The sequence below is a fragment of the Vibrio sp. V39_P1S14PM300 genome (assembly GCF_009904765.1).
Classification (GTDB): domain Bacteria; phylum Pseudomonadota; class Gammaproteobacteria; order Enterobacterales; family Vibrionaceae; genus Vibrio; species Vibrio proteolyticus.
In genome coordinates this window covers 1-13039 of sequence record NZ_WXWP01000161.1, presented here as the reverse complement: position 1 = coordinate 13039, position 13039 = coordinate 1, and the positions used below count along the sequence as shown (strand labels likewise).

Sequence of the window (13039 nt, the reverse complement as noted above, 5' to 3'; positions counted from 1 at the left end):
TACATACGGTTTGGACGCGTGTTCCTCGGGGAGTCGAAACACCATCACCTGAAGGCCATCTATTTAATGGCAAACATCGAGCCGAAGTTGAAGCACTGGAACCACACATCGTAACTGGCGAAGCCAATTTTGCTAAAACGTTCCTTGTGAGCGGTGATCGAATCAGGACGCATAACATTTTCGATCGCACTGCGTTTCTGGCTGATTTCCAGTTCGCTGTAGCCATTGGCGCGTTTGAAGTCATGGTGAAGGTCAATCAGGAGTTCGTGTGAGACTTCATCTTCAAACACAAATTTTTCCGACAGGATCAAAATACCGCCCGGACGCAGGCCAGCGTAGATTTTTTCCAGCAGAGCGTATCGGTCTTCAGGTTTAAGAAATTGCAAGGTGAAGTTGAGCACCACGACTGACGCATCGTCGATCTCGACATCGCGGATATCGGCTTCGAGCACTTCGACAGGAGTGTCGCTGCGGTAAGCGTTGACGTGCAGCTTACAACGTTCGACCATCGCTGAAGAATTATCGACAGCAATGATGCGGCAACCTTCCTGATTGATGTGGCGACGCATCGACAGAGTCGCGGCACCGAGCGAGCAGCCCAGGTCGTAGATGGTGGAATGCGGCTTTACGAAGCGCTCCGCCAGCATACCGATGGCCGAGATGATGTTGCTGTATCCGGGTACTGAACGCTGGATCATATCGGGAAAGACTTCAGCGACGCGTTCGTCGAAGGTAAAGTCGCCGATTTTATCAATCGGAGCGGAAAAGATGATGTCTTTATTGCTCATAGTTTATCTCGCACTACCAACAGACCAGCACAGTGCTGGCTCGGAAAAAGGCGCGTATTTTAGGGGAAAATTACGCCTGTGTCATTACAGACAGCGGCTTGACTCAGAACATCTGGAGCTGAGTATCGCCATCTTTAGCCGGGAAGGGCGCTAAATCCGGCATCGTCATTAGCTGTTGCAACTGCTGATACAGCCTCAATGCCAACTGTGGTGCTTCGACATTGTCCGGGGTATGGATCATCACGTAAGGTTGTTTACCTTGCGCGATCCAAGCGGGCAGTTTCTTCAGCCACGGCGCAAAGAAACCCAGGTTTTCCTCCAGATCGGGGTGACCGATAAATCGAATCATTGGGTGGGCAGCGGTTGAAATCGCATGCACGGGGACGCGAGGCTTCTTCTGATGGGCATCGATCACGGCTTCGGTGTTTGGTGGTGCCGCGAAGACGGGGCGGCTGTCCATGATAATGCGGTCAATTCCGGTTTCCAGTAGCCATTGATTAAGGGCTTTTTCTTCATCACCTTTGGCAAAGAAAGCCGGATGACGGACTTCGACCCCTAACGGAAAATTCTGAGGAAACTGGCGACAAAATACCTTGAGGTGATCCAGATGCTCGGGGCCGAACGCCGCAGGTAATTGAATCGTCCATTGGCCAACGCGTTCATGCAGCGGCGCCATGACATTCATAAATTCGCGCAGCAGCTCCTGGGAGTTTTTCAATAACTGCTGATGAGTGATGGCTTTGGGCAGTTTGAACGTGAAACGGAAGTCATCGTGGGTGGCGTTGCGCCAGTTTTGCACCGTTATGGGGGAAGGTGTCGCATAGAAGGTGGTATTGCCCTCAACGGTATGAAACACGCGGGCATAGCGCTCCAGTCTGTCTGCCGGCTTGGTTCCGCTGCCGTAAAAACTGGCTTGCCATTGAGCGTGGGACCACATCGTCAGGCCCAGACGTATTGGTAGAGTGTCCATGAAGTTTTATCGGTTAATGGTGACCCTATTCGAGCTAAGATGCACAGTGTAAGCGAGATTAGATCAATTGTGTAATTTGGTGGACCGAGCGTATATAATCGCCCTCATTTCAGCCCTAGAATCACAATTTGGTTGCTTTTTGTGCGAATGGCGGCTGAAGCGGCGAAAAAGCCTGTAAATTGTCCGCTTGAATGTCGATTTTACTCGTCTTTAAGCGTATAAATGAAATCTTGCGCTACGGCTAGGTTAGCTCTGTAGCATGGAAATTGATAACTGATTAATTAGAGATTGGGAAATTCACTATGCGTACCCATTACTGTGGTCACCTGAACAAGTCCCTGGCAGGACAAACTGTAGAACTTTGCGGCTGGGTTAACCGTCGTCGCGATTTAGGCGGTCTGATTTTCATTGATATGCGAGATCGTGAAGGCATCGTTCAGGTAGTTGTTGATCCAGATATGGCAGATGCGTATGAAGTGGCGAACCAACTTCGTAATGAATTCTGTATCAAACTGACGGGTGAAGTACGTGCGCGTCCAGACAGTCAGGTCAATGCTGACATGGCAACCGGTGAAGTTGAGATTCTGGCCAAAGGCTTGGAAATCATCAACCGTTCGGACGTTCTTCCACTGGATTTCAACCAAAAGAACACTGAAGAGCAGCGTCTGAAATACCGTTATCTGGATCTGCGTCGCCCGGAAATGAGTGATCGCATCAAACTGCGCGCGAAAGCCTCTAGCTTCGTACGTCGTTTCCTGGATGACAACGGTTTCCTTGACATCGAAACGCCAGTGTTGACCAAAGCGACCCCTGAAGGTGCGCGTGACTATCTGGTACCAAGCCGTGTCCATAAAGGCAGCTTCTACGCGCTTCCTCAATCGCCTCAGCTATTCAAACAGTTGTTGATGATGTCGGGCTTTGATCGTTACTACCAAATCGTTAAATGTTTCCGTGACGAAGACTTGCGTGCAGACCGTCAGCCAGAATTCACTCAGATCGATATCGAAACGTCATTCATGACGTCTGATCAAGTACGTGCGACTACGGAAAAAATGGTGCGCGAAATGTGGCAAGAGCTGCTAAACGTCGACCTGGGCCAGTTCCCGGTAATGCCGTTTAGTGAAGCGATCCGCCGTTTTGGCTCTGACAAGCCTGACCTGCGTAACCCGCTGGAGCTTGTTGACGTTGCTGATCTCGTTAAAGATGTTGAGTTCAAAGTATTCTCAGGCCCGGCAAATGATGAAAAAGGCCGTGTTGCGGTTATCCGCGTCCCGGGTGGCGCAGAACTGACGCGTAAACAGATTGACGGTTACGGGGAATTTGTTGGTATCTACGGCGCGAAAGGTCTGGCGTGGATGAAGGTCAACGATCGTGCTGCTGGCATGGAAGGTATCCAGTCGCCAGTGGCGAAGTTCCTGAGCGAAGATGTGATCAACGCCATTTTGGATCGCACACACGCAGAATCTGGTGACATCATTCTGTTTGGTGCAGACAAAGCCGGTATCGTGGCAGAAGCTCTGGGTGCACTGCGTCTGAAGCTGGGCAAAGACCTGCAACTGACTGACGAGTCTGCATGGGCACCATTGTGGGTCGTGGATTTCCCAATGTTTGAAGAAGACGACGAAGGTAATCTGCACGCAATGCATCACCCATTTACAGCCCCTCTGGGTGTGAGTGCGCAGGAGCTGAAAGCTAACCCGGCAGCAGCAAACTCAAACGCTTACGATATGGTTATCAATGGCTACGAAGTGGGCGGTGGCTCTGTTCGTATCCATAACGCAGACATGCAAGCTGCGGTGTTCGATATCCTGGGTATTGATGCGGACGAACAACGCTTGAAATTTGGCTTCCTGCTGGATGCATTGAAATTCGGTACACCACCACATGCGGGTCTGGCGTTTGGTTTGGACCGTCTGGTGATGCTGCTGTGTGGGACAGAGAACATCCGCGATGTGATTGCATTCCCGAAAACAACTGCAGCAGCGTGTCTGTTGACCGATGCTCCAAGCCTGGCAAATCCAGCCGCGTTGGAAGAACTGGCGATTGCCGTTACGGTAGCAAAAGAAAAAGAAGCAGAATAAGCACTCTCCTGACTCGCTTATTTGGTTTTAAACAAAAAACGCCACTTCAGTTGAAGTGGCGTTTTTTTGTTGTAGGTGTGCGGCTTGATGCCCGGCGAAATGGCGATAGAAAAGAGGAAGACTAGCGGCCCAGTTGGATACGTTTCCATTCCCCAGGCTGGAGATTGTCCAGCGTAATATCACCCATGGAATAGCGGATCAGGCGCAGCGTCGGAAAGCCGATATGAGCGGTCATGCGCCGAACCTGTCGGTTACGGCCTTCAATAATCGTGATAGCCAGCCAGGTAGTGGGAATGTTGGCACGAAAGCGCACAGGTGGAATACGCTCCCAGATCTCAGGGGCTTCCATCATCTCGACTTTCGCCGGTAGTGTCATGCCGTCTTTCAACTCAACGCCTTGGCGTAATTTCTCCAAGTCGGCCTCTTGCGGGGCACCGTCAACCTGAACCCAGTAGGTTTTCGGGGACTTAGATTTTGGCTGAGTGAGTCTGGCTTGCAATACACCGTCATTGGTCAGTACCATCAGACCTTCACTGTCTCGATCGAGTCGCCCTGCGGCGTAGACATCTTTCACCGGGATGTAGTCCGCGAGTGTTCTACGTCCATCGCCATCCGTAAACTGGCTGAGGGTGTCGTACGGTTTGTTAAACACGATCACTTGTCGGTCTTGTGCCGCGACTCGGGCTTTTTGTGCCGGCCTGCTCTGGCGATGTTTGCCATTGGCTGACGCTGCTTTGTGCTGGGTCGCACGACGTTTAAAACCGTTTTTGCGAGAATCAGAAGATTTTCGCGGCGACTCACGATGTGAGCTTGGTGACATGTTAACTACCTTGCAAAAATGTAAATGAACTGTGGTGGAAAGTTTTCTGCAAGCCTGAAATAGGCTATCATTTGCGCGCCCAAAAACAGGATTGGCGAACAAGATAATAGACTATTATCTTGGTTTTGTTTAATTATAACTAACAAGCTCTCACGGACTGTGCTCCTGAAGAGGAGATACAGAGAACATTAAAGAGACAGACAATCGCATGCAAGTATTGAGGGGATGAAGTACCAACTTGTAAGCGGACATTCACACAGCGTCATTCATCCGATGACGACTGTTAGAACAATAGGGAAATTTCATGCCTACAGAAAAACCTACAATTATTTACACCATCACTGATGAAGCACCAGCACTAGCCACGTATTCACTGCTACCGATCATTCAATCCTTCACTGCTTCATCGGGTATCAACGTCGAAACGCGTGACATCTCTCTGGCTGGGCGCATCATTGCGAACTTCCCTGAACATCTGAAAGAAGGCCAGCGTATTGGTGACGCTCTGGCTGAGCTGGGCGAATTAGCGAAAACCCCTGAAGCGAACATCATCAAACTTCCGAATATCTCGGCATCTGTCCCTCAGCTAAGAGCGGCCATCAAAGAGCTTCAGGCCAAAGGTTACGACCTACCGAACTACCCGGATGAGCCAAGCACGTACGAAGAAGAAGCGATCAAAGCAACCTACGACAAGATCAAAGGCAGTGCGGTAAACCCGGTATTGCGTGAAGGTAACTCTGATCGTCGTGCGCCTACGTCTGTGAAGAACTACGCGAAGAAGAACCCACATTCCATGGGGGCGTGGTCTGCAGACTCTAAATCTCATGTCTCAAGCATGTCAGACAAAGACTTCTTCGGTAGTGAGAAGTCGCTGACGTTAGACGGCGCCACTGACGTAAAAATTGAATTTGTCGGCCAAGACGGTTCAGTGAAGGAACTGAAAGCGGCATTTCCGCTGCTGGACAAAGAGATCATTGACAGCTCGGTGATGAGCAAAAAAGCCTTGGTTGCGTTTTTTGAGCAAGAAATCGCCGATGCAAAACAGAAAGACGTTCTGCTGTCACTGCACATGAAAGCCACCATGATGAAGGTGTCTGATCCAGTGATTTTCGGACATGCGGTGAAAGTCTACTACAAAGACGTATTCGACAAGTACGGTGAGCTATTCACTAAACTGGGTGTGGATGTCAACAACGGCATTGGCGATGTTTATGCGAAGATTCAGGCTCTGCCAGAAGCGCAGAAAGCAGAAATCGAAGCCGCGCTGCAAGCCGTGTACGAAACACAACCACCACTGGCGATGGTTGACTCCGATCGTGGTATCACCAACCTGCACGTGCCGAGCGACATCATTGTGGATGCCTCTATGCCGGCAATGCTGCGTGCGTCAGGCCAAATGTGGGGCCCTGATGGTAAGCAACAAGACACCAAAGCGATGATCCCGGATCGCAGTTACGCGGGCATTTACCAGGCAGTGATCGACTTCTGTAAAGAGCACGGCGCTTTCGATCCGACGACAATGGGTAGCGTACCAAACGTTGGTTTGATGGCGCAGAAAGCGGAAGAGTACGGTTCGCACGATAAGACGTTCATTCTGGATGCGGCGGGCAGTGTACGTATCGTTGATTCGTCAGGCACCGTGTTGCTGGAGCAAGCCGTAGAGGAAGGCGATATCTTCCGTATGTGTCAGGTCAAGGATGCACCTATCCAGGATTGGGTGAAACTGGCAGTGACGCGTGCACGTGCCACCGGCGCACCAGCGGTATTCTGGCTTGATGAACACCGCGCCCATGATGCGGAACTGATCAAGAAAGTGAATGCCTACTTGCCAGAGCACGACACAAACGGTCTGGACATTAAGATCCTGGCACCGCTGGAAGCATGTATGTTCTCGCTTGAGCGCATCAAAGAAGGTCTGGACACTATTTCAGTCACAGGTAACGTACTGCGTGACTACCTGACCGACCTGTTCCCGATTCTGGAACTGGGTACGTCAGCTAAGATGTTGTCTATTGTACCGCTGATGAACGGTGGTGGCCTGTTTGAAACCGGGGCAGGCGGCTCTGCGCCGAAGCACGTTCAACAGGTTGAGAAAGAAAACCATCTGCGTTGGGATTCCCTGGGTGAGTTCCTGGCTTTGGCGGCGTCGCTTGAACATCTAAGTACTGTGGCTGGCAATGCTAAGGCCCAAGTGCTGGCTGATGCTTTGGACAAAGCAACGGGTCAGTTTCTGGATAACAACAAGTCGCCATCACGTAAAGTGGGTGAGCTGGATAACCGTGGCAGCCATTACTATCTGGCCACTTACTGGGCTCAGGCGCTGGCTGAGCAAGCGGATGATGCGGAACTGGCGGCGCAGTTTGCCCCAATCGCAAAAGCTCTGGCTGAGAATGAAGCTGCGATCGTGGCTGAGCTCAATGGCGCTCAGGGCACGCCGGGTGATTTAGGTGGTTATTACCTGCCTGAATTCGACAAAGCGTCGGCGCTGATGCGTCCAAGCACGATTCTGAATAAGATCATCGGCTAAGTCGATAACCAATAAAAAACCCGCTAGCAGGCGGGTTTTTTGTTACTACAACACTTGGCAGCGAACTATTTTAGCGAATGACCCTCGATAGGGGTCACTGAGCTTGCGTGAAATCCTTTTGGACCACGTTCAACTTCATAACTTACTTGTTGGCCAGCTTTTAGGGTACGATAACCGTCCATCTGAATGGTTGAATAGTGCGCGAAAATATCGCCGTCCTCACCTTCCGGACAGATAAAACCAAATCCCTTGGCATTGTTAAACCATTTTACTGTACCTGTAGCCATGCTATACATCCCTCATGCATTTTGTTACTGATGTTGTTTGTGCGACGACCTGTTACTTCCTTTGTCGTCTTTGATACAAAAGTGAATATCAATTCAGCCGCTGCCAAATTTTTAGTCACTCATCCCCAATGTAGTCAATGATTGAGCACAGTCAATAGTAAAAACGTATTAACACCTGCATATTTGCAAACAAATCACTATTGATGTTTACATTGCTGTAACCTTGCAAATCCTCATTAGTGCTTTGCTGAGACAAAACGCGACTTTTGTCTGTATTCTGTGCAAACAAACCGTGTACGCTGTGCAATAGAAATCTTTTATTTGCAGCGATACAATTGCTGCATTAGTCTCTAAGTAAGAGGTCTTTTCGACAGGTCAATTTCCTGTCCCTACTTGGAGACTCACGACACAAAAAATTGCCACAATTCAGTGGTAAACTTGTTAGAAAGGGCACTCTGAATCCAATAAACCATGAGCAAACATTTTGAATGGGTGTCTCCAGACTCAGACCTACTGGAGAAAGAGAAAACCAAAGTCCAGCCACCGGCTATGTATAACGTAATCCTCAATAACGACGATTACACACCTATGGACTTTGTGATTGAAATCCTTGAGCGTTTTTTCTCGATGGACATTGATAAAGCGACGCAGGTCATGCTCAAGGTACACTACGAAGGTAGAGCGGTTTGCGGCACGTTTACGGCCGAAGTCGCGGAGACGAAAGTAGCACAAGTGACGATGTACTCAAGGGAAAATGAGCATCCGCTACTTTGTACGATGGAACAAGCGTAGAACTTGTTCGAACAACATTGTTGTTCCTTAAGGAGGTACTTATGCTGAATAAAGAATTAGAGTCAAGTCTGAACGGTGCGTTCGCTCGTGCCAGAGACAAACGACATGAGTTTATGACCGTCGAGCACCTCCTGTTGGCATTGTTGGACAATGATGCCGCCAGAGAAGCCCTACTTGCCTGTCAGGCCGACCTGGACGCCTTGCGCCAGGAACTGGATATTTTTATCGATCAAACCACCCCGCTCATTCCAGAAAATGATGAGACGCGTGAAACTCAACCCACGCTCAGTTTCCAGCGGGTACTTCAACGCGCCGTATTCCACGTTCAGTCATCCGGGCGCAATGAAGTGACTGGCGCAAACGTGTTGGTTGCCATTTTTAGTGAGCAGGAATCCCATGCCGCTTACCTGTTGAAAAAGAACGACATCAGTCGACTGGATATCGTTAACTTTATTTCTCACGGCATTACTAAAGCGTCAAATACCGGAGACGACGCTTCCTCTTCTTCTGACTCGTTCAGTAGTGAAAGTACCGATGATTCCGGTTCAGAAGAGCGCCTGGAAAGTTTTGCAACCAACCTCAACCAGATGGCGAAAGAAGGCAATATCGATCCGCTGATTGGTCGTGACAAAGAACTGGAGCGCACCATTCAGGTATTGTGTCGCCGTCGTAAAAATAACCCGTTGCTCGTCGGGGAAGCCGGGGTGGGTAAAACTGCCATTGCCGAAGGTCTTGCGTGGAGAATTGTTGAAGGAAATGTGCCGGAAGTGATTCAGAACAGCGTCATTTATTCGCTGGACATTGGTTCACTGCTTGCGGGCACTAAGTACCGCGGTGACTTTGAGAAGCGTTTTAAAACGATTCTCAAACAGCTGGAAAAAGAACAGGATGCGATCCTGTTCATTGACGAGATCCACACTATTATCGGTGCCGGCGCGGCGTCAGGTGGTCAGGTGGACGCGGCCAATCTGATCAAGCCGTTACTGAGCAGCGGTAAGTTACGCTGTATTGGTTCGACAACCTACCAAGAGTACAGCAACATTTTTGAGAAAGAGCGTGCCTTGTCACGTCGATTCCAGAAAATCGATATCGTAGAGCCGTCGCTCGACGATACGACCAAGATTTTGATGGGGCTAAAACCGAAATACGAAGCGCACCATGAAGTGCGTTACACCAACAAAGCGCTGCGTGCGGCAGTGGAGTTGTCGGCGAAGTACATCAATGAGCGTCATCTGCCCGATAAGGCGATCGATGTTATTGATGAAGCGGGTGCTCGCAGCCGTCTGGCGCCGGCCAGCCGTCGCAAGAAAACCGTCGGCGTGGCAGATATTGAAGCCATGGTTGCGAAAATGGCGCGCATTCCTGAGAAATCCGTCTCTTCTTCAGACAAAGACATTCTGCAGAATTTGGATGAGAAGATGAAAATGTTGGTGTTCGGACAGGATGCGGCTATCGATGCATTGTCGGAAGCCATCAAGCTGTCTCGTGCTGGTTTGGGCGCGGACAACAAACCTGTGGGCTCTTTCCTGTTTGCCGGTCCTACTGGTGTAGGTAAAACAGAGGTGACGGTGCAGTTGTCTAAATTGCTGGGAATCGAACTGCTGCGTTTCGACATGTCGGAATACGGTGAGCGTCATTCCATCAGCCGTTTGATTGGTGCGCCCCCTGGCTATGTTGGTTATGACCAGGGCGGCTTGCTCACCGATGCGGTGATCAAGCATCCTCACTCTGTTGTGTTGCTCGACGAGATTGAAAAAGCGCACCCGGACATCTTTAACCTGCTACTACAGGTGATGGACAACGGGACATTGACCGACAACAACGGCCGCAAAGCGGACTTCCGTAATGTGATTCTGGTGATGACCACCAATGCTGGCGTTCAGGAAACCGTGAAACAGTCTATCGGCCTGATCCAGCAGGATCACAGCCATGATGCGATGTCGGAAATTAAAAAGGTATTCACACCGGAATTCCGCAACCGTCTGGACAACATCATCTGGTTCAATAGCCTGGATGAAGCGGTGATTCATCAGGTGGTCGATAAGTTCATTGTTGAGCTTCAGGCGCAACTGGACGCTCGCGGCGTGTCACTGGAAGTGTCCGAAGATGCCCGTCATTGGTTGGCAAACAAGGGTTACGACAAATCCATGGGCGCGCGTCCAATGGGGCGTGTGATTCAGGAACAACTGAAAAAACCTCTTGCCAATGAATTGTTGTTTGGTGAGCTGGTGGACGGCGGTACGGTAAAAGTGACGTTGGACAACGATAAACTCAAGTTCCATTACCTGAGTGAGCGTGAAGCGGCAGTACACTAACGCGGTTATCCTCAACATGAAAAAGCCCGGTTTATCCGGGCTTTTGTTTGATTTGCACTTGCTCTACGTCCTTACAGCCTGCGTGTAGGGCATCACAGCGGATACTGTTTGAGCACTTGTTGGTAGGCATGTTCCACATGGGCGGGGATGTCCTGCGCAGTCTGAAAGCCTTTCTCCGGATAGGTTTTTATTCGCTCAAAGTCACCCAGCATTGCGGTCACCACCAGATCCAAATCAATGTCTTCATTAATGTAATCCAGCAGAGAGCCGGCCTGAGAGGTTACCGCGACACGTTCATACTCCTCAGGCCACTGTTTTTCAAACGTCGCTATTGCGCGCCTTTCCATATAGGGTTTTTGCACCAGCAGTAATTGTTTGGCGTCTATACCTCGGGTTTTGAGCTGACGGTGGGAAAAAACAATGTTTTCTCCCGTGTTGGACGCTTCCGTTTCGAGGATGATGGCATGTGCTGGTACGCCACAATCACGTGCTACTTCCGCGAAGGTTTCCGCTTCGCTTTTATCAAACAGCCCTTCGGTTAAGCGGCCAGCGCCACCAGAGAAGACAATTATTGGGGCCAGATTCTGGTGATATAACTGGGCCGCCACTTCCGCCACCCGAACATCGTTGCTACCCAGCACAACCAGACAGTCCGCGGCCTGCGGGGGGTGGTTAAGCTGCATGTAATTCCACAAAGTCTCTAAGTGCTGGTAGAGGTGTTCAGCCATGTTCGTGCTCCGCTATGTGATTGAGTGCTTCCAGCGTATGAGTAAAGTGGAAGCGATATCCGAGAGATTCAATGCGATCCGCCACAATGCGTTTGTCCGCTTGGTCTACGATAGGGGGCAGCGCAATATCATTACCTGACAAGTCGATAGCCTGCTGATAGAACTCTGCTTTGCTGACAGTAAACGGCGTGGTGGCATTCACAGTTTGGTTGCCTTCTTTCAGCGCACAAAAACTGACGATGCCAACGGCATCCAATTGATGAATCATGTTGGCTGGTGCGGTCGTGCTGACCGTCTTTAATCTGGCCGCAAAACGGGCAGGATTGCGATCCGGACCGATCAAGCCGCTTGGGCGGACAATAGCAAACTTGAGCCCTGAGTCGATCACGGTTTGTTCCGCGGTCAGCATGATTCGTGCGTTGTCGGAAAACAGCTCATTGTGCATTGCCAGAGTCAGGTTAGCTTTGTCTTCGGTCATGTCTTCGGCAATGGACGGATAAACCGTGGTTGAACTTATCATCACGATTTTGTGTACTTTTGCTGCTTGGCAGGCGCTGACCAGATGTTGCCATTGTTGGACGTAGCTATCGCCATGGCCACGGCGAAAGCCGGGAGGGAAGCAGCCAATCACGATCTCGCTTTGCTGGCGAATCAGCTCTTCAGTCAACGGCTCAATATCGTGGTTAAGATCCGCGATAAACGCCTGCATGCCTTCTTCTTGTAATGCCTGGCATCCTTTTGCCGTCGTACGGCTGACCGTGACCTGATGCCCGATGGTAGAAAGGAACTTGGCGAGCGGCTTACCCAGCCACCCGGCACCGATGATGGTGATGTTTTGCATATGGCTATCCTATTTGCTCTCTGAGTAGAAATCTGAGTTGCTGATAGATTGGCAGGCTACTGTGACGCTGATGTTGAATTACATCGATATTCGCTAGCCAGCCTAACCGTTCGAACTCTGTCGGGACTCTGACTAACTTACCAGATTTCACCGCAGATTCAGCAATATGTTCGGGTAGCAGGCACCAGCCGTAGCCTTCAACAGCGAGCTCCAATAAAATGTAATAGTTGTCTGCGTACCAAATATCTGGGCTGATTGCTTGCTGAAAGCTGCTGGTCGCCACATTGCGCGAGCGAATCAATAGCTGGCGATGAAGGCGTAGAATATCCATGTGGGCTGCGACACTCGCTCCGAGCGGATGTGTTGCGGCAACAAAGATATCGAACTTCACTGCACCGATGCATTCAAAATCAATCCCGTGCGGGATATCCAATTCGCTGAACACCAATCCCGTGGTGGCCCGACCGCTCTCAACCATATCGATAATGTCTTTGCTGGAGGCACTGAGCAGTTCCAACTGAATATCCGGGAACTGCTGCGCCAGTTGCTGCATGGTCGGCAAAATATTGTGAACGGGAATGCCTTCGTCCAGCGCGATGCATATTTCCGAGTGTTGGTTTAGAAACAAGGTCGAGGCCGTATGCTGTAATCGTTTGTGCTGCAACAGCGTAGCACGGGCGTGCGACAGCAGTTTCGTCCCATGTTCTGTCAGGACAGGGTAACGTCCGTGGCGGTCAAACAGTTCGACACCGCAATCGATCTCCAAATTCATGATGTGTTGACTGACAACCGACTGGGCTTTACCCAAAGCTCTTGCTGCACTGGAAAATGAGCCCGCGTCAACGGTGGCGACGAAGGCCTCAAGTTGTTCTATACCAAACATATCGTTT

Annotated in this window: 11 protein-coding genes; 4 read left to right on the top strand and 7 right to left on the bottom strand. The window is 50.3% G+C overall.

All coding sequences use genetic code 11. The annotated features are described in order from the left end of the window. Positions 1-59: 59 nt before the first annotated feature. Complete coding sequence (gene cmoA, locus CAG65_RS07980) at positions 60-788, bottom strand: carboxy-S-adenosyl-L-methionine synthase CmoA (protein WP_021704066.1); 729 nt, start codon at positions 786-788, stop codon at positions 60-62. A gap of 103 nt (positions 789-891) precedes the next feature. Beyond that, complete coding sequence (locus tag CAG65_RS07975; RefSeq protein ID WP_161453277.1) at positions 892-1758, bottom strand: DUF72 domain-containing protein; 867 nt, start codon at positions 1756-1758, stop codon at positions 892-894. Between the two features lie 302 nt (positions 1759-2060). On the opposite strand from CAG65_RS07975, the gene aspS reads away from it, so the two are divergent. Beyond that, entirely contained in the window at positions 2061-3839 is a 1779-nt protein-coding gene (gene aspS / locus CAG65_RS07970; protein WP_161453276.1) for an aspartate--tRNA ligase, read from the top strand. A gap of 121 nt (positions 3840-3960) precedes the next feature. Here aspS and CAG65_RS07965 read toward each other — a convergent pair whose 3' ends face one another. Beyond that, the gene (locus tag CAG65_RS07965) at positions 3961-4659 is read right to left on the bottom strand and encodes a pseudouridine synthase (RefSeq protein ID WP_161453275.1); all 699 of its coding nucleotides are present in this window, start codon (positions 4657-4659) and stop codon (positions 3961-3963) included. A gap of 304 nt (positions 4660-4963) precedes the next feature. On the opposite strand from CAG65_RS07965, the gene CAG65_RS07960 reads away from it, so the two are divergent. Beyond that, positions 4964-7186, top strand: coding sequence for an NADP-dependent isocitrate dehydrogenase (locus CAG65_RS07960; RefSeq protein WP_161453274.1), 2223 nt, complete (start codon positions 4964-4966; stop codon positions 7184-7186). A 65-nt stretch (positions 7187-7251) separates the two neighbouring features. On the opposite strand, the gene cspD is transcribed toward CAG65_RS07960, so the two are convergent. Next, on the bottom strand, positions 7252-7473 hold the full coding sequence (gene cspD, locus CAG65_RS07955) for a cold shock domain-containing protein CspD (protein WP_040902247.1): 222 nt from the start codon (positions 7471-7473) through the stop codon (positions 7252-7254). A 471-nt stretch (positions 7474-7944) separates the two neighbouring features. Between cspD and clpS the strand changes: the two genes are divergently transcribed. Together clpS and clpA are read left to right on the top strand one after the other, a co-directional pair. After that, positions 7945-8265 (top strand): ATP-dependent Clp protease adapter ClpS, encoded by a 321-nt coding sequence (gene clpS / locus CAG65_RS07950; RefSeq protein WP_021704073.1) that lies wholly within the window; start codon positions 7945-7947, stop codon positions 8263-8265. Positions 8266-8306: 41 nt separating this feature from the next. Continuing rightward, positions 8307-10580: an ATP-dependent Clp protease ATP-binding subunit ClpA gene (clpA, locus tag CAG65_RS07945; protein ID WP_021704074.1), complete on the top strand. Its 2274-nt coding sequence runs from the start codon at positions 8307-8309 to the stop codon at positions 10578-10580. Between the two features lie 92 nt (positions 10581-10672). Here clpA and CAG65_RS07940 read toward each other — a convergent pair whose 3' ends face one another. Genes CAG65_RS07940 through CAG65_RS07930 form a run of 3 tightly spaced genes read right to left on the bottom strand, consistent with a single transcriptional unit; the run spans position 10673 to position 13032 of the window. Next, complete coding sequence (locus CAG65_RS07940) at positions 10673-11308, bottom strand: YdcF family protein (protein ID WP_161453273.1); 636 nt, start codon at positions 11306-11308, stop codon at positions 10673-10675. Next, positions 11301-12149, bottom strand: a complete 849-nt coding sequence (locus CAG65_RS07935; protein ID WP_161453272.1) for an NAD(P)H-binding protein — start codon at positions 12147-12149, stop codon at positions 11301-11303. Before CAG65_RS07935 ends, CAG65_RS07940 begins: the two co-directional genes overlap by 8 nt. A gap of 4 nt (positions 12150-12153) precedes the next feature. Then, positions 12154-13032: a LysR family transcriptional regulator gene (locus CAG65_RS07930; protein ID WP_161453291.1), complete on the bottom strand. Its 879-nt coding sequence runs from the start codon at positions 13030-13032 to the stop codon at positions 12154-12156. Between the last annotated feature and the right edge of the window lie 7 nt (positions 13033-13039).